Source organism: Enterococcus sp. SB12, assembly GCF_030910025.2.
GTDB lineage: Bacteria > Bacillota > Bacilli > Lactobacillales > Enterococcaceae > Enterococcus_B > Enterococcus_B faecium.
The window spans coordinates 159,323-177,449 of sequence record NZ_CP175675.1 but is presented as its reverse complement, the minus strand read 5'-3'; the positions used below and the strand labels follow the sequence as shown (position 1 = coordinate 177,449).

The following is an 18,127-nucleotide window of genomic DNA, read 5'->3' as shown; positions in this document are numbered from 1 at the left end:
CCATTCTTAGCCCCTGTGGCACCACCGAAAAATCACTTTGCGAAGTTTAGGCATTAGAAAAGCCAAACGGGTCGCGTTCAGCTTTATCATTATTATGACATCTGGCTTCAACAAGTTGTTTCTATGGCAAAACCAGTCCAATTTCTCTTCATCTTTCGGCAATAGGTTATTCTAACATAGTTTTTCGTTTTCTGCAAGTTTACAGATTTTTATTTCATTTGCTGAAGCTGTTCTACCACTTCAAATAAGCCCATGCTGTTGCTGCCTTTTAGCATAATACTATCTGTTGCTTCAAGATTTTGTTTTACAGCATCAATCAATTTATTCTTTTCTTTTTCAAAATAGAACACAGGTAGTTGGGGGTATTTTTGGTTCAATTCTTCTTTTAGTGCATGCATTTGTTCCCCATAAAGGAAAATCATGGCGAATTTCTCAGGATCGATATGTTCACTCATTTGCGCATGCATATTTAAAGACTCTTTCCCTAATTCCAGCATATCTGCTAACACAGCGATTCTGCGTCCTTTTGTTGGCAGATTTTTAAAAGTATCTAATACCAGTCCCATGGCTGTTGGATTTGCATTATAGACATCGCTCAAAATAGCTGCACCATTTCCTGCCGTTAGCCATTCGGTTCTGTTTTGAGTGATAGAAACATGGGCGAGCCCTTGGCGTATCTCAGGTATGGACAGTCCAAAGAAGCGCCCGATCGTATACGCAATCAAAGCATTCGTTACATTATAACTTCCAGGCAGCGGGATCGTAAATGTTTCTCCTTCTACTACAAAATCGGTTTGTGCTTTTCCTTTTGCTGTCACTTCCGCATGAACATCGCCATTTCCAATACCGAATGTTGTGACTGTTTGTACTAATGTTGCCGTTAAAGGTGTCAGCAACGGTTCATCTGCGGGCACAACGAGTAATCCGTCTGGTACAAGTCCGTCAGTGATTTCCATTTTGGCTTTAGCGATTCCTTCTCTCGACCCAAGATTTTCTATGTGTGCTTCACCGATCATTGTGATTGCTGCAGCTTTTGGTTGAGCCATAAGTGAAAGTTCCGTGATTTCATTGGCGTGATCCATGCCCATTTCCAAGACGATCTTTTCTGTATCTTGGGGCATGTGCAAAATCGTGTAAGGAAGACCAATATTATTGTTGTAATTTCCTTGCGTCTTATATGTTTTGTATTTTTCAGACAAGACAGACGCGGTTAGATCTTTCGTGGTGGTTTTACCATTGCTTCCTGTAATTGCAACGACTTCTGCGCCTACTTTTTCCAAGTAATAGGTTGCCAATTGCTGCATGGCTTTCAAAGGATCTGCTACAGGAATAACTGGAAAATCTTTTGGAGCTTGTTCAACAGGCAAGCTCCAAAATGAAGCAGATGCTCCGTTTGTGATCGCTTGCTGGATAAATTCATGTCCATCTCGCGTACCAGCAAGAGGAACGAATAAACTTCCTTCGGTTATCTTCCGGCTGTCAAATTCGACATTGGTAATCTTTGTCAGTGCAGAGCATTCGCTGCCCACGGCTTGTGCAATTTCTTGTATTGTTAGATTCATTGAGATCTCTCCTAAAAAAGGTTGTGAAAAAAGCGTTTGGCCTAAACGGCGGGTTCGCATGACTCTCACTTCCAAGTAAATTTCTCTATTCGTATTTAGAAGCTAGAATGAACGCGGTTACGCGTTCACTCCAGCTTCTTCCTTTATTTTTTCTTTATTCATTTTTTTCAAAAAAAGATTGACGCTGATGGTATCGATTCATTCCTAACTGGATCAGTTCTTCAATCAGATCGCCGTATTTCAAGCCCATATTTTCCCATAAAAGTGGGTACATACTGAACTCCGTAAATCCTGGCATAGAGTTTAATTCATTCAGGAATAATTCATTTTTATTTGTCAAAAAGAAATCGCACCGGCTCAATCCGCTTCCGCCTAACATCGTGTAAGCTAACTTCGCGTACTCTTGTGCTTTTTGATAAACTTCTTCTGGCACTTCGGCTGGAATCTGCATTTCGATTTTATTATTGATATATTTTGCTTCATAATCATAGAATGCTACGTCTTTTACGACTTCGCCAGGCAAAGTCGTCCGAACATCTTCATTTCCTAATACAGCAACTTCGATTTCGCGCGCTTCAATTCCTTGTTCAACGATTGCTCGAGAATCATACTGATAGGCTGTTGCTAAAGCATTTTGCAGCTCTTCTCGGTTTTCTGCCTTTGTAATGCCGACACTAGAACCCATATTCGCCGGTTTGACAAACATCGGATAAAGCAAAGAACCTTCACATTGATCAAATACTTTTTTAGGATTTTCTTTCCATTGATTCTTAAGTACTGGTACATAAGGAACTTGCGGCACACCAGCAGCTTGTAAAATATATTTGGTCATGATTTTATCCATGGCACATGCACTGGTCAATACGCCTGCGCCGACATAAGGCATATTCAATGTCTCTAAGAAGCCTTGGATCGTTCCATCTTCCCCGTTTGGCCCATGTAAAACTGGAAAAACGATGGCTCCTTCTTCTTTGATTTCGCCCGGATTGATCACTTTTCCTGTAAAGCCTTCCTCTGTCTGTCCACTTGGGTCCCATGAAAGATGCAAGACATCTTTGCTTGCAGGTTTTTCTGTTAGTAATGGACCTTTGACCCATTGTCCTTCTTTTGTAATAAATATGAGTTGAACTTGGTAATAATTATAATAAATGGCATTTAAAACTGAAAATGCGGAAAGAATGGACACTTCATGCTCTGCGCTGCGTCCGCCATATAGTAAAGTAATCTTCAAAAGATTGTCCTCCTGTATTCTAAATCGTTCAGTGATTTACTCTCATATTTTAGCACAAAACAAAAATAAACGAATAACTTATTTATAAAAAAACGAGTTGGTTTCTAAAAGAACAAACGTCATTTATTTTTTGTCAGCTAGATTATTTGTCCCGTTTTTTATAAAAAGTTATGATAAAGAAAAGGAGGGATGATGATGGCGCAAACAAATCCACGTAGCCGCTTGGCAGAAATCATTCGAGTGTTCATCAATTACAATGTAGTGCCAAACTTTGTACAGCAAAAAAATCCCGAACAGGTAAAAAAAGCCTTTGAAGAACTAGGCCCCACCTTCATCAAGATAGGACAAATGCTTTCTGTTCGAGAAGATTTGCTTTCTTCTGCCTTCACTCAAACATTCAAAACATTACAAGATAGTGTACCTAGCGACACATTTTCAACGGTCAAAAAGACGATCGAAACAGAACTTTCTCTTTCATTATCAGATATATTCGATGATTTTTCAAAATCGCCTTTTGCCTCTGCTTCTATGGGGCAGGCTCATCGTGCCAAGCTGAAGAACGGTGACTCGGTCGTCGTTAAGATCCAACACCCTAACATCGCCGAAGAGATCCGACTTGATCTTCAACTATTTGAACGAGCGATCCCTTTGATCAAATACATTCCTGAAACTAGCGTAGTTGATCTAAAAGGGGTACTCCAAGAAGTAAAACGTTCCTTGATCAATGAAATGGACTTCTTAAAAGAAAGTCAAAATGGCGAACAATTCTATCAAAAGAACAATGGCTGGAAAGAGATCCGCAGCCCCAAGATTTATGACGCTTTTTGTTCGAAAAAAGTGATCGTGATGGAAGAAATGTCTGGTAAAAACTTGAATCATTTAATGAACGCCGAAAACAAAACTGAAACTTTTATCACTGGAATTCAAAACAAGCAGCTGAAACAAGAAGTTGCAAAGCTTTTAGTTGAGAACTTTATGAAACAGGTGTTTGATGATGGTTTTTTCCATGCTGATCCTCATCCAGGGAATCTGCTATTCCATGTACTAACAAAAGAAGAACAGACACAAGCTAGCCGAAAAACTGAAACAGTCCATGAAAAAGAGTTCGGTTCCTTTGCTTTTCGAGCCTCCACTTCTACAGAAGACCCTGTTGCGCCATATACCATCAACTACATCGATTTTGGTATGATGGGGCATCTTTCTGCAGGACTTAGGCAAAAACTCACACAAGCCGTTTTAGCGCTGTATACGAAAGATGCTTATCGAATCGAAAAAGCGGTCCTTCGACTTTGTCAGCAAGAAGGCTCGTTTGATGAAAGTCGGTTCCACCAAGAACTGACAAGTTTTCTTGAACAGTATTATGATTCTCCTATTGATGAAATCAACTTGCAAGAAGTATTCACACACGTCGTGACGATTTGTCATCAAAATAATCTGCAGTTCGATCGTGATATCACGCTTTTGCTGAAAGCATTTGGGACATTAGAAGGGGTGATCCGCGTCCTTGACCCTGAAGTTTCCCTCATGGAAGTCGCTTCGCCTTTTGCCCAACATTATTTTCTCACTCATCTGGATGTAGAAGATACATTGAAACAAAGCGGATTAGACTTATTGGAAGGGATGAAGGCTGCGCCTAAGATCCCTCAACAGCTCCACCATCTATTAGAAATGTGGACTTCGGGACAAGGAAAAGTCAATTTGGAATTGAAAAAGCAAGACAAATTATTGAGCAGGATCGAAAGTATGATCAATCGGCTTGTTTTCGGTATGATTTTAGCTGCATTGATCGTAGGGTCCTCCCTGCTTGTCCAAGCAGCACCTGTAGAAAACGCAGAGGTCGTTTCCTTATTAGGGATATTTACGTATGCTATTGCCGCATTCGTCATTATTTTTTTGGCAATCGATGCATTGATCCAAATGTATAAGAAGAGGAAAAAGTAGAAAAAGGTTGTGACAGAAAGAATCAGCTTCAAGAAATAAGAAGGGATTTTGCATAAATTGTTTCTCAAATTTTTGTGAAAATTCGGCTTATTTTTCGAAGAGGCTACTTCTGAAGCACCGAGAATAAAAAATGTGAAAAAGCTGTTCTGCACCCAGTAATAAGAACAATCAAAAAGGAACATGGAACACATTTATCCTGTTTCCCTGTTCCCTTTTTGATGTATTCGAGCATAAATAAAATACCTTCGTTACCTACTATCTTCTGTACTTGGTAAACCTTGGTCAATTGCCTTTTTTAACGCTTGACGAAAAGACATATGATCTTTCTCCGTAAAGGGTTTTGGACCCTTTGTCCTTATGCCAGCTTTTCTTAACTTTCCACTATGATAACGTTGTTCTAGAAGCGTGCCGATATTCGCTTCGTCAAATTCTTTTCCAGAGTGATGGAACACTCGCACACCCTTCGGCAATACAAGTGAAGCTAAACCATAATCTTGCGTGATCAAAAAGTCATTCTTCTTAACCATACCGACGATTTTATAATCCGCACTATCAGCTCCGCGGTCTACGTAGACGATTTGGACATGATTAGCGTATTCTTTGGTCGTATAATGGTCCACACTGGTTACGATAATCACGTCGAGACCATAGGATTCTCCTAATTTTATGACATCTTCTTTTACTGGAGAACCATCTCCATCAATGAATATCCTCATTCTTTTTCGCCTTCTTCCATAAATGATAAACAGTTACTAATCCGCTCAGTAAAAGACCAACATTGATCCATTTTGCCAAGATAAGCAGTTGTACACTTTCTATCGGCACTGATTCATGGTTCAGCGTGATCAATAATAGATGGATTGGCTCTCCCATTTCTTTTGCTAAAATAAACAAAAGCGTCATCAATAAAAACTGGTGGATCACACTCCCTTTATTTTGAGTAGTATACTTGACAACGATCCGGCGATCCATTGGAATAGCTGCATCAGTTTGATAATATTCCTTATTTAGCCAGCTGCCTGTTACTACGTGCCAGAAACTAAGCAGAAAGACACCTATCGCAAAACCATTTGGAATCAAGAGGACCAATAAAGAAGAACTCAGTCCAAGCAATTGTATAGCCAATGGAGACCATGTTAAACGTTTCAAAATCCATGGTCCGACTATTTTTGCTGCAATCAAGCCTGCTGCATAAGGCAAATACATAAAAATCGAAAGTTTTTCTAATCCGTACAGTATGCCAACATAAAAACTGCTAAATAAAAAAAGGAAATTCCCTAGCATTCCATTTAGAAAAGTAAACAGATTTAGCCAGCTTGGCAACTTCCATTCCTTCTTCTGGTGTCCTAAAACAAACACGAACAAGATGAACAGCAGCAAGAAACCATAAATAGCAAGATCAAAAAGCCTTTCATCGAATAACAATCGGGCATTTCTCAAAAGAAACAATAAGCCAAAGAATATCAAAAATAAAACAAGCTCTCGCGTAGCTACCAGATTTCTTTTGAGGTCTTTGAAATCCAGTTCGTAACGCGGATAATGACTAACCGTATGGTAGGCCATAACGTAAAAAAGTGTATAAATAGTAAAGCTTGCTGCAATCTGAGTCGGTGCAGGCAACTCAATCGCTTGATACAGGAGAAATAGCCAGATAGCTGCAAATAAGTACTTTTTCCCATCCATATTGATAAAACCTTGCGTCTTTTCGTGAAAATTGACCGTGGTATTAGCAGGTACAAGCCATGCTGCACTCAGCCCTAGCAAAACACTTGAAAAATAAAATAAAGGAAAATAAAATACGCCTAATATTCCAAGCAATGAACCAGCACCACCAATCAGCAGAGCGATCATCAGCAACGTGTAACTATCTAGACCAAATCGTAGACTGTTGACTAAAAATAGTCCAGTCATCCGAAAGGCATAAAACAGCGTAAATGGCAAAATCGTCAGCCAATTATGCGAGTCTGTTAGTCCCAAAAATAAAAGATAAGGAATAAAAATAACCGTGTTACTTAAGATAAAGGGCGTTGTTTGTGTAAAATTACGCCCAAATCGTTTGAGTTTTTCGAACATGACAATGGCTCCCTTAAACAGTCTTATAACTAATCTGCTCTTCGATTTTAGCATTAAAGGGGAAATAAACCAATTTTACAGAATATATTCTTGTAAAAAAAAATGCAGAAAGAAGCATAAGCTTCTTTCTGCATTTTTACGGTACTTGATTACTCAAGCAGACAAGCCCTTCTCCACAAAAGTCTTGCCCGACACCCCTGCATCCGGCAGGTGATAAAGATAGAAATCAATTATCCTGTGCCTCCAAAATCAATTAGGAGCTCTGTAAACCAGAGTCCTTCTCGACCCGTCGCATAAATTTACTTTAACACAGTTCCTATGTTTATGCGAGAGCTTTTTTCATTTTATAATCGACCATTTGAAATCCTTGACCGATATCTGAAATAAGTTCTTCTGTAATCTCAAATCCTTCATGCTTATAAACCTCGATTGCTTGATGATTCCCCTGATTCACTCGCAAAAAGATCTCTCTTTCCTTTGTTTGCGCAGCAAGTTCTTCATACCAGCGAAAAACTGAAGAAGTCAATCCTTGACCACGTATTTTATTTAGCAAATATAATTTACTTAAATAAATTTTTCCATTTATCTCTTCATAAGCAGTGTAACCGACAGTCTTTTCTTCGCTTTTTAATAAAAAGTAGGACACACCTTCTGTCAGTTCTTTTTGAATCTGTTTTTTTGACTGATAAGTTTTCAGCATGTAATCCACTTGTTTTTGACCAATGATCGGCACAAAAGCTTCCGGCCATACTTCTTGTATGACTGCCATCAGCTCATCCAGTTCATTTTCTGTTACTTTTATTTTTTCCATACACCCACGTCCTTTTTTACATTATAAATGACCTTGCGCTTGATGGAATAAAAAGAGCATGATCATGCTATACACACCTACCGACCATGGTTTCAAGAAAATCACAATCTGCATAAATTCCCTAAAAGATAATTTCGTCAAACCAGCTACTAGACAGATCAAGTCGTCTGGCGCAAAGGGAAGCAGCAAGGTAACGACTAGTACTTTTTTGATATCTTTCGTTTTTCTTGTCAGCAATTCATCAAATTTCTGATACTTTTTTGGCGATAAAATAAGCTGGACAAAGGCTACGCCATAGTAACGGACAAGTAAAAATCCGATTGCTTCCCCAATCACTAGGCCAATACAACTATATAAAAGCCCAAATCCATTGCCAAACATCAGCATGCCCGCTACTGAGGAGATCCCTCCCGGCAAAATAGGAATGATCACTTGGATCACTTGCAGCAGAACAAATATCATCACTGCATACTTGCCAAATTGCTGGATAAACGCTTGCAAAGACGTGCTCGATCGAAAAATCCCATGATGATAAGCATAAAGAATCAACACAAAGAAAAACAACAGACCAATAATGGGCATGATCTGAAGACATTTTTGTAAAACTGATCCTTTTTTAGACATCTATATTCCCCACATATTTTTTCATTTATTAAAACTGCCTCCTTAGGGGGTGCGACAAAAGAGCTTCTTCAAAAAAATAAGTCGAAATCTCACACAAATTCGAGAAATAATTTTCGTAAGTTTCTTCTTATTTATTGGATCTGACCACTTCTGTTACAACCTCTCGTTAAACGGTGTTCAAAAGCTTGCATCTACGATAATAAGTCCAACCCAACGAAAAACGTGAGGAGCTGTTTTATTTGGATGCTCTTATCGCTTGATGCAAAGACAGCTTTTTTACAACCTCTACTTCACGGTGCTCAATCAGCTGACCTTCGGTATTAGCTCAAAAAACGGTAAAATATAAACAGCTATTTTCCGTTTCTTCTTTTAATACTCAGGTCAAGATGCTGTTTTCACAACCTCTTGTTATAAATAAAAAAACAGTTGGCTGGTGACTGTTCAAAAAGCAGAATCCTTGCTTTTCAAACGGTCGCAGTCCGTTCAACTGTTTCGCTGCGCACTATTTATGGTTTAAGAAACTAGCTACTTTTGTTGTAATCAAATCAATAGCAACGTGGTTTTCTCCGCCTTCTGGAACAATGATATCCGCATAGCGCTTCGTTGGTTCGATAAATTGATGATACATCGGTTTAACAACTGTCAAATATTGTTCGATCACGGAGTCCAATGTGCGTCCCCGTTCTTCCATATCCCGTTTGATACGACGAATGATACGAATGTCATCATCTGTATCTACGTATACTTTGATATCCATCAAGTCACGCAGACGTTCGTCTTCTAAAATCAGGATTCCTTCTAGAATGATCACTTCTTTTGGTTCCTGAATGATCGTTGCCTGACTTCTTGTATGCGCTACATAGTCATACACGGGTTTTTCAATGGCTTTATAGTTCAGTAAGTCGCCTACATGCTGAATCAGCAGATCATTATCAAAGGCAAATGGGTGATCGTAATTTGTGTTCAATCGTTCTTCAAAACTCAAATGGCTCTGATCCTTGTAATAAGAATCTTGTTCAAGCATCATGATGGAATGGTCCGGGAAGTTGTTGAAAATCGCACGGCTGACACTTGTCTTTCCGCTTCCGGATCCACCCGTCACACCAATGATAATTGGCTTGCTTTTTGTCATTGACTAAAACCTCTTTCGTATCCGTTTTTTCATTCTAATCTATTATAGCGAAAAAACACGAAAATGCTATATTTTTCTGAAAATTAATCCTTTTCAATTTCCAATAATGAATAAAGTTCCTCTAATGAATCGATTCGATAAGTAGGCTGGATTTCTTCGATTTCTGGTAATTTATTTCTATTGAACCAAATCGTATCGATCCCTGCCATATTTCCTCCTTTGATATCAGAAGTCAAAGAATCACCAATGATCACAGTTTGCTTTTTATCAAAATTAGGAATGTGGGAAAAGACATGATCAAAAAATTCTTTCATCGGCTTTTGCGCTCCGACAGCTTCTGAGACAAAGATATCCTTGAAGTAATCAAGCATTCCTGCATCTGTTAATCGCCGATGTTGCGTGTGCGACACACCGTTCGTCACAATATAAAGTTCAGCATGCGGATGGACCTTTTTCAGGATTTCTAGACTTCCTGGAACAAGATCATGACCTTGGTTCAAGTAGTGGCGGTAGCGTTTTTCCATTTGATCACTATCTACTGTTTTCCCAAATTGCTGGAAAAGTAACCCAAAACGACTGCCTATTATTTCTTCTCGTGATAGTCTGCCTTTTTCAAACTCCTGCCATAAATGATGATTCAAAGCCTTATAGCTGGTTTCGATTTCTGGTGTCAATGTGATTCCTTGTTCTGCAAACAAAGCACTTAAAGCATTGGCTTCAGTTAATTGAAAATCTAACAATGTATCATCTACATCGAACAATAAAGTTTTATATTTCATCTTTTTGACCTCCTATTTAAAATAAATACTTAACTTTTTCATCTCTGCTAATGTCAACGATCGATACTCGCCTACTCCTAGCTGTTCATCTAATTCCAATGGTCCCATGCTTAGCCGTTTCAATGCGGTCACTTTCTTTCCTTGGGCTAAGAACATTTTTTTGACTTGATGGAATTTTCCTTCTTGGATCGTCAATAAAACCGTACTTTGGTGCTTGTCTGCTTTGAGTATTTTTAAATCAGCCGGCTTACATTGATACCCATCAGCGAATACGATTCCATTTTCAAATGCTGTTACGTCTGCCGGTGTCACCCTTTCGTTCACAACTACTTGATAAGTCTTTGAAACCTTTTTTTCTGGAAGTAGCATTTCATATCCCAATTGTCCATTCGAAGTGATCAGCAATAGTCCTGTTGTATCTCTATCTAGTCTTCCCACTGGATATAATGGTTGGAAACGATCGGCACTTGCAATCAGATCGATTACTGTCGTCTTTTCTGGATCTGATACAGCTGTAACAGCTTTTTCAGGTTTATTGAGAAGATAATAGGACTCATTTGTTTCTAAGTGTTCACCTGCTACTTCGATTTGATGCAGTAAACTATCTACATTTCGATTTTGTCGAAATTCGACTGTGCCATCTATCATCACTTGCTTCAAAGCAAACAGCCGCTTCATTTCCTTGCGTGTTGTTTCTAATTTTTCTTCTATTAATTTATCTAAACGCATGCTGTTTCCTTTCTTATTACTACTAATTAATTATACCTTGAATATTCTTGCTTGCAAATACATCATCATAGTTATTCCTTGACTTAATTAACAGTTCACGTTACGGTTAAATAGTAAAGTGAATTGGATTTCTCATACACAGCGTAATGACCTGGTGGAGAAAAGTTGAATCCTGACTTTCTAAGGGGAGATGCGCGCATCTCTCCTTTTGCGCTTTTTTAAGCGCCCTGCCTTCGATGATGTGCACGAGATTAGCCTTTAGAATTCACTTAAATAAAATCTGTCCGTTACCAAAGCAGACAGTCACATTTTAAGGAGGAATTTTGGTTATGTCAGTATCATTAGAAGTAAGTAAAAGAGAAGTACGTCCCCGTTCATTAAGAAACAAACTTCGTCATGAAGGGAAAGTTCCAGCTGTTGTTTATGGGTATAAAGTAGAAAGTACCCCTATCTCATTCGATGGTTTGACACTAAGCAAATTGTTGCGTGAACATGGAGCGAACACAGTTATCACGATGGACATCGATGGACAAAAAGTCAATACATTGGTTCACAAGATCCAAACGAACACTTTTACCAATCATTTCGAACATGCAGAATTTCTATCTGTAAACATGTCGGAAGAAACAGAAGTCGAAACAGAAGTCGTTCTTGTTGGCGAATCAGTGGGTGCTAAATCTGGTGGAGTGTTAGCTCAAAACTTGTATACAGTAGTCGTATCTGCTACACCAGACAAATTGCCTGAACGAATTGAAGTTGACGTGACAAACTTGGAATTAGGTGATTCTATTACAGTAGCCGATCTTCCAAAAAACGATGATTACAAATTCGTGACCGACAGTGAAGAGCAAATCGCTGCTGTAGTCGCTCAAAGTGAAGAAGAAGAAAGCACAGGTGAAGGTGGCGAACCAGAAGTGATCGGTTCAACAGAAGAATAATACTGAAACAATCAGGTGGTGTTAGAAGCGGCGGGTCAGCAGCTTTTAACACGCCTTTTTTTCTTTCTAATCGTTTATTTTCATATGAGGCTTCCACTTTTACAAATAGCTTTGCAAACGAAAAATCCTAATTTACCAAGCTTTTCCTCGCATACTTTTATCGTACCTTTATAAAAATTTATACTTTGAAAAAAAGTATTCAATTATTGTTGCATTTTTCCTGATTCTTTATTAGAATGAACCCTCGTTAAAGTAAGTATTTCTAGTTTATCCTATGATTGATTATAAAAATAAAAACATTCGTTGATTCGAAGGAGGTTAAACAGATGTTTGAAAGTTTTGATAGCAGCCGCAACCGTTACGCTTCAGTTGGTGTCGTATCAAGTTTGCCAGATGAATTGATTGACAGTATATGGTTTATTATTGACCTAGATCTTAAGGGAGTCATTCCATTAGAAAATATATTAACCTTTGATTTGATCGAAAATCGTGGAAAAGTGACGATGCATTTTTCTCAAGCAGGAAGCAATGTGGAAATGGATATTGATTTGCCGTTTGCCTATTCGAACCAATTCCCTGCTCAAGTATACGCCTATGATGACGGTACGAGAGAAACGATCCTTTTACCAAGTGAGATTAGACAATATTAAGGTGATAGATAAACGTGGATGTCCCTTATTTTACAGACCAGGCCAAGTTGTTGATTCTTTGACTCAATTCTTGGCTTCTTTTTATGGAGTTTCATAAATTATCATTGATTTCTAATTGGTATTCTCAGGATAAACGCTATATACTACTAACTAAATTTTAAAGATATAAGGAGTTTAAAAGATGCGCGATTTAACAAAAGGAAGCCCCGCTAAACTGATTTTGATGTTCACTGTTCCTTTACTGATCGGAAATGTTTTTCAGCAGTTCTACAATATGATCGATATGATCATCGTGGGTCAGACGCTAGGTAAAAATGCGCTGGCAGCGGTTGGTGCAACTGGAAGCCTGACATTTTTGATCATTGGCTTTGCCCAAGGTTTAACAGCTGGTTTAGCCATTATTACCGCACAACGTTACGGTGCAAAAGATTATCGGGGTCTGAAGAAAAGTTTTGCTGCTAGTGTTGTCATTAGTCTTGTCGTCACTGTGATTTTAACTGTCCTAAGTCTCCTGTTTATTCGTCCGATGCTTCAATTGATGCAAACTCCTCCTGAAATACTTGATCAAGCACAAACATTTATTTCAATTATTTTATTAGGGATCTTTGCATCAGTCAGTTTCAATTTGCTTTCTAATGTCATTCGCGCACTTGGTGACAGCCGCACACCACTATTCTTTCTGATCATTGCGGTCATCATCAACGTCGTACTTGATTTGATCTTTATTATCTATTTTGGCATGGGTGTGGAAGGTGCAGCTATTGCTACAGTAATCGCACAAGTTTCTTCCAGCGTACTGTGTCTAGTGTATATCAAGAAAAAAATGCCTTTGTTACAGTTACGCAAAAAAGATTTCAAATTTGAAAAAGAAGAGTTTGCTGTACACCTAAACGCTGCTTTGCCAATGGCGTTTCAATCTTCGATCATCGCTGTTGGTGCTATCGTGTTACAAGCAGCACTAAATAGTCTAGGGACAGATGTCGTAGCTGCTCAAGCCGCTGCTGGTCGTATCGACCAATTTGCAAATCAGCCGATGATGTCATTTGGTATTGCAATGGCAACTTTCACTGCACAAAACTATGGTGCGAAAGAATATGGCCGAATCTTGCAAGGGGTACGTCAAACTTTACTGATGAGTGTCGGATTTAGTCTCTTAGCAGGTGCTATCGTCATTTTCTTCGGTCATTTCTTTGTTCAATTGTTTGTTAGCCCATCAGAAACACGTGTATTTGAATTAGCACAAACCTACTTCAATATCAATGGGTCTCTTTACTGGATCTTAGCAGTCCTGTTCATTTTACGCTACACACTTCAAGGGCTTGGACAAAGCAAGATCCCTACGATCGCCGGTATGATGGAATTGCTTATGCGTTCTTTTGCAGCTATCGTTCTTACAGGAATGTGGGGATACCCAGGAGCAGCAGCAGCTTCTCCTTTAGCTTGGATCGGTTCTGTTGCCGTGTTGCTTTACTCTTATATGCGTTCGATGAAACAATTGAAACACATGGGTGAAGAGGAACATTTCACATTAGAACATGCAGAAGCAAGATAGCCTTGATTAAAAGAAATCGTTGCGGCTAAAAATGAAAACTTTTATTGAAAATATCTTCTTCGTTTACCGAAAACAGGTTTTTTAGATAACAAAAAGGCTGTGACAAAAAATGTCACAGCCTTTTTTCTTTTATTCTGTTTTTCTTTCCGTGGACTCTACTTTGAAATAATCGATATGTGCATGCTGGTATTCTAATACCGTGAAACGGAATGATGCAATCTCAATGATTGTTCCTGCTTTTATTTCTTTATATCGGCTAGAAGCAAAGCCTGCAAGTGTAGTAAAATTCGTTTCTTCAAACTCTGGAATCTCTACATGAAAATAACGCTGGAAATCATCTAATGTTAGTTTGCCGGAGATGATATAAGAGCCATCTGACTGTTCCGCTATCAATGCTTCGTCCAAATCTGTCTCATCTCGGATTTCCCCGACAATTTCTTCCAAAATATCTTCAATTGTCACTAAACCGCTTGTTCCTCCGTATTCATCTTTTAAGATAGCAATATGCTTTCCCTTTTTTCGCATGATCGTCAATAATTTTTTTATAGGGATCGTTTCAGTTGTTACGATCGGCTCTTCAATCAACTGTTCTACTGTCAGCTGGTCATCTTTATAAGATTGCTTGATCAAATCTGGCAAGGTGACATAACCTAAAACATTGTCTTTTGATTCTAAGATAACCGGATAGCGAGTATGTCCTTGTTCAATCGAAGCTTTTATCGCTTCTTTGACGGTTTCTGAAGCTTCGAATACTTGCATGGACGTACGGTCTACTTGTATATCTTTTGCCAAGGTATCATCAAATTCAAACACGTTTTCCAAATAATGATATTCTTCTTTGGTCAACTCTCCTTTTTCATAAGAATTCAATGCGACTAATGTCAGCTCTTCTTGAGACAATGTCTCTTCTCCTTCAGATACGAGACGCACACCTAATAGCTTCCCTAGCCCTGCAGCTGAATGATTCAATACCCAAATAAAAGGAAACATTACTTTATAAAAATAATGAAGTGGTTTAACTACGAACAAGACGACCTTCTCCGTATTGACGATACTATAGCTCTTAGGAAGCAGTTCGCCAATAACCACATCGATATACGTAACTAAAATAAATCCCAGCGCCACAGAGATTGTACTGCTAATAGCCGAACTAAAAGGTAGTTTACCGATCACTGGTTCTAGTAAAGCCGCGACAGATCCTTCACCGACCCACCCGATGATCAAACCGGTTAGCGTAATTCCTAATTGACTAGCTGATAAATAGTTATCTAAATGGTGTGTAACATGAAGAGCTAGCTTGGCGTTCTTTACATTTTCCTTTTCCTTTTCTAGTTGTTCCAATCTTGATCGTCTGATTTTCACTAAAGCAAATTCACTTGCTACAAAAAATGAAGTAATTGCAATCATCAAAAATAAAATAATGAAATTGATAACCATATTCTCCCGCCTTTCTCTTTTTCTATTGTACCCTTTTTCTACAAAAAGATTGAAAATAATGCGTATTCATATTTAGGAATAAAAAAGGAGATGCGGCATTTTTCAGCCACATCTCCTTATCACTTCAAAATCATTGCGTTACTTGTTGCTAAACAGCTTTTTCATGACCTCTGATAAACGGTGTTCAAGTAGCTGACATTCGACATTAGTTCAGGTCAAAGCGCTACTTTCACAACCGCTCTTTCAACCATGTTTTCCGAGTATTTCCAATGATAAGCGGAACAGTTTCATGTTTTACTTCGCTGTACTCTAGCCCAAACCATGTTTCTGGCGAGGTAGCGATTTTTTTGATTGCCAGTTTTGCCTGCATGATTTGACGTTGCCATTTTCCTAGAGTTGTCACATTGGAAACTACTTCATAAATCAGGACAAATTGGAAATCGCCAACTTCTCGCCCTGGTGTCAGAGAGTATCTTTGTGGCTGTTTTGGCAAACGGCCTTGTTTCATCAAATCATGGATGACTTGGCGAACATATACGTTGATTTCCTGTTGGACCCTGAAACCTAAGAACAGATTCACTTGGACAATAAAATCAGTGTCCATCATATCTACTTGATATTCTTTCGTATATGGCTCATCCGTCACTTCCACATGAACAAACCAATAGACTCGTGCTCTTTTAGGCCGTTTATCTAAAATCGAATAAATGAACTGTCGGCCAACTTTATCTTCAGCCATATCAGGAACCAAGAAGACCACATTTGTCTGATAGATTGGTAAAGAAGTATCATCACGTAATTCTCTAAGCTGCGGGATATAATCTCTCAAAGACACATCCTCGGTTGACGATTCGCGAATAATGTTCCCTTGTTCCCAAATAAACATCACGACTAAGATGATCAAACCAATCAAAACGGCTACAAAACCGCCTCGGAAGAATTTGACAACACTTGAGATAAAGAAAACGACTTCTATCGCACCGAAGAAAAAGGTAACTAAATATGCAAGCCAACGAGAATGCCCATTTTGGATAAGATAAAAGTAAAGCAGTGCTGTTGTCATCAACATCGTCACAGTGATCGATAGACCGTAAGCAGCTTCCATATGATGAGACGTTCGGAATGTGACAACCACTAGAGAACAGGCGATCCATAAAATCAGATTGACTGCTGGGATATACATTTGCCCGATACTGTTCCCAGGATACATGATCTTTAGCCGAGGCAGCAGTTTCAACTTGATTGCTTCTGAAACTAGCGTAAACGAACCTGTAATCAATGCTTGCGAAGCAATGACTGCAGCGACTGTTGCAAAAGCAACGCCGATCACGATCCAACTTTGAGGCATCATTTGGAAGAATGGATTCAGGTTCTTGATTTGCTGTGCTTCAGGGTTTTGATAAACATTCAACAACCACGCAGCCTGCCCAAAATAATTGATAACCAAACAAATTTTGACGTAAGGCCAGCTCAGACGAATATTTCGTTTGCCGACATGTCCAAGATCGGAATAAAGCGCCTCTGCACCTGTCGTAGCCAGGAAAATATTTCCAAGAATGAACAAGCCTAATTTGTTATCTGCACTAAAAAGTAGCTGGATAGCATAATAAGGATTCAGTGCACGGATAACTGTCCAGTCTTGACTGAAGTTCATTAATCCCATTACGCCTAAAAAAGTAAACCAAGCGAACATGATTGGTCCGAATGCTTTTCCGACAATATCTGTACCAAAGCGTTGGACCATGAATAAAACAAAAATAATCACTAAAGTGATAATGACGATCACGTTCTGGTTATTACCGAACCGGTCAAAAAACTGCGGAATTCCTCGCAAGCCTTCAATCGCAGTCGTTACCGTCACAGCAGGGGTCAATACCCCATCTGCTAGTAAGGCAGCTCCTCCGATCATTGCAGGAATGATCAAATATTTCCCACCTTTTCGGACAAGTGTGTAGAGTGAGAAAATTCCACCTTCACCATGGTTATCTGCATTCAATGCAATCACGACATATTTGATTGTTGTCAGTAGAGTCAATGTCCAAAAAATCAATGAGACTGATCCGATAACAAAATCAGGATTGATTCCTGACAATCCGCCATTATCTTCAACAATCGATTTCATAACGTAAAGCGGACTTGTCCCGATGTCTCCGTAGACGACTCCCATCGCTACAAGCAGGCCAGCCATTGATATCTTTTTGGTATTGTGCGTTGTTGCCACGTTTTTCCCTCATTTCTTGTTATATGGATATCCTTTAGGTAAGCTTGAATGATAGATGATATTCTTATCCATGACACCCGCTTTCCTAAATTGCTTCTAATTATCCAAGTAACACACTGAAGTGTCAACTTATTTGAATAAAATTATTCTTTCTTTGGACGTTCTCTGATACGTCTTGCCACAAATGAATAAAGTGCAAGGCAAAAAATTGCACCCAATAATGCTGGTATCAAATAAAAACCGCCGAGTTCCGGTCCCAGTGGTCCTAGTAAAAATTCGCCGAGCCAACTACCTAAAAAACCGATAATGATATTTCCAGATACGCCTCCCGGGACTTCCTTTCCTAAAATTGCGCCAGCTATCAAACCTAATATACCGCCGATAAATAACGACCATAAAAAATTCAGCATCTCCTTTCCCTCCTTTATCCATATTTCTCACTTTTAT

Annotated in this window: 16 protein-coding genes; 4 read left to right on the top strand and 12 right to left on the bottom strand. The window is 38.9% G+C overall.

The window, feature by feature from the left end:
- Window positions 1-209: 209 nt before the first annotated feature.
- Both RBL01_RS00880 and RBL01_RS00875 read right to left on the bottom strand, forming a co-directional pair.
- On the bottom strand, window positions 210-1,562 hold the full coding sequence (locus RBL01_RS00880) for a UDP-N-acetylmuramoyl-tripeptide--D-alanyl-D-alanine ligase (RefSeq protein ID WP_002317074.1): 1,353 nt from the start codon (window positions 1,560-1,562) through the stop codon (window positions 210-212).
- A gap of 154 nt (window positions 1,563-1,716) precedes the next feature.
- Window positions 1,717-2,793: a D-alanine--D-alanine ligase gene (locus tag RBL01_RS00875; RefSeq protein WP_002307390.1), complete on the bottom strand. Its 1,077-nt coding sequence runs from the start codon at window positions 2,791-2,793 to the stop codon at window positions 1,717-1,719.
- Between the two features lie 195 nt (window positions 2,794-2,988).
- On the opposite strand from RBL01_RS00875, the gene RBL01_RS00870 reads away from it, so the two are divergent.
- On the top strand, window positions 2,989-4,734 hold the full coding sequence (locus RBL01_RS00870) for an ABC1 kinase family protein (protein WP_038811416.1): 1,746 nt from the start codon (window positions 2,989-2,991) through the stop codon (window positions 4,732-4,734).
- Window positions 4,735-4,982: 248 nt separating this feature from the next.
- Here the strand turns inward: RBL01_RS00870 and RBL01_RS00865 are convergent, their stop codons facing one another.
- From RBL01_RS00865 to RBL01_RS00835, 7 genes are all read right to left on the bottom strand, one after another.
- Window positions 4,983-5,450 (bottom strand): YaiI/YqxD family protein, encoded by a 468-nt coding sequence (locus RBL01_RS00865; RefSeq protein WP_002319464.1) that lies wholly within the window; start codon window positions 5,448-5,450, stop codon window positions 4,983-4,985.
- Entirely contained in the window at window positions 5,434-6,807 is a 1,374-nt protein-coding gene (locus tag RBL01_RS00860) for a hypothetical protein (RefSeq protein WP_307780900.1), read from the bottom strand. The genes RBL01_RS00865 and RBL01_RS00860 overlap by 17 nt, the downstream gene beginning before the upstream one ends.
- A gap of 322 nt (window positions 6,808-7,129) precedes the next feature.
- The gene (locus RBL01_RS00855) at window positions 7,130-7,618 is read right to left on the bottom strand and encodes a GNAT family N-acetyltransferase (protein WP_002319462.1); all 489 of its coding nucleotides are present in this window, start codon (window positions 7,616-7,618) and stop codon (window positions 7,130-7,132) included.
- A gap of 21 nt (window positions 7,619-7,639) precedes the next feature.
- Complete coding sequence (locus tag RBL01_RS00850; protein WP_002319461.1) at window positions 7,640-8,242, bottom strand: TVP38/TMEM64 family protein; 603 nt, start codon at window positions 8,240-8,242, stop codon at window positions 7,640-7,642.
- A 502-nt stretch (window positions 8,243-8,744) separates the two neighbouring features.
- Window positions 8,745-9,374, bottom strand: a complete 630-nt coding sequence (gene udk / locus RBL01_RS00845) for a uridine kinase (protein ID WP_002289751.1) — start codon at window positions 9,372-9,374, stop codon at window positions 8,745-8,747.
- Between the two features lie 83 nt (window positions 9,375-9,457).
- Complete coding sequence (locus RBL01_RS00840) at window positions 9,458-10,153, bottom strand: YjjG family noncanonical pyrimidine nucleotidase (RefSeq protein ID WP_002317068.1); 696 nt, start codon at window positions 10,151-10,153, stop codon at window positions 9,458-9,460.
- A gap of 12 nt (window positions 10,154-10,165) precedes the next feature.
- Window positions 10,166-10,882 (bottom strand): 16S rRNA pseudouridine(516) synthase, encoded by a 717-nt coding sequence (locus RBL01_RS00835; protein ID WP_002289747.1) that lies wholly within the window; start codon window positions 10,880-10,882, stop codon window positions 10,166-10,168.
- A gap of 329 nt (window positions 10,883-11,211) precedes the next feature.
- Here RBL01_RS00835 and RBL01_RS00830 point away from each other — a divergent pair, with 329 nt between their 5' ends.
- The 3 genes from RBL01_RS00830 to RBL01_RS00820 all read left to right on the top strand — a co-directional run bounded on the left by RBL01_RS00830 (window position 11,212) and on the right by RBL01_RS00820 (window position 14,022).
- Window positions 11,212-11,820, top strand: a complete 609-nt coding sequence (locus RBL01_RS00830) for a 50S ribosomal protein L25/general stress protein Ctc (protein ID WP_002299254.1) — start codon at window positions 11,212-11,214, stop codon at window positions 11,818-11,820.
- A gap of 326 nt (window positions 11,821-12,146) precedes the next feature.
- On the top strand, window positions 12,147-12,470 hold the full coding sequence (locus RBL01_RS00825; protein WP_002289744.1) for a DUF960 domain-containing protein: 324 nt from the start codon (window positions 12,147-12,149) through the stop codon (window positions 12,468-12,470).
- A 181-nt stretch (window positions 12,471-12,651) separates the two neighbouring features.
- Complete coding sequence (locus RBL01_RS00820) at window positions 12,652-14,022, top strand: MATE family efflux transporter (protein WP_002289277.1); 1,371 nt, start codon at window positions 12,652-12,654, stop codon at window positions 14,020-14,022.
- Between the two features lie 129 nt (window positions 14,023-14,151).
- On the opposite strand, the gene RBL01_RS00815 is transcribed toward RBL01_RS00820, so the two are convergent.
- From RBL01_RS00815 to RBL01_RS00805, 3 genes are all read right to left on the bottom strand, one after another.
- Window positions 14,152-15,459: a hemolysin family protein gene (locus RBL01_RS00815; RefSeq protein WP_002327533.1), complete on the bottom strand. Its 1,308-nt coding sequence runs from the start codon at window positions 15,457-15,459 to the stop codon at window positions 14,152-14,154.
- 229 nt (window positions 15,460-15,688) lie between these two features.
- Entirely contained in the window at window positions 15,689-17,680 is a 1,992-nt protein-coding gene (locus RBL01_RS00810) for a KUP/HAK/KT family potassium transporter (RefSeq protein WP_072538506.1), read from the bottom strand.
- 143 nt (window positions 17,681-17,823) lie between these two features.
- Window positions 17,824-18,090 carry a GlsB/YeaQ/YmgE family stress response membrane protein gene (locus tag RBL01_RS00805; protein ID WP_002289280.1) on the bottom strand — a complete coding sequence of 89 codons (267 nt, stop codon included), beginning with the start codon at window positions 18,088-18,090 and terminating at the stop codon, window positions 17,824-17,826.
- Window positions 18,091-18,127 lie beyond the last annotated feature (37 nt).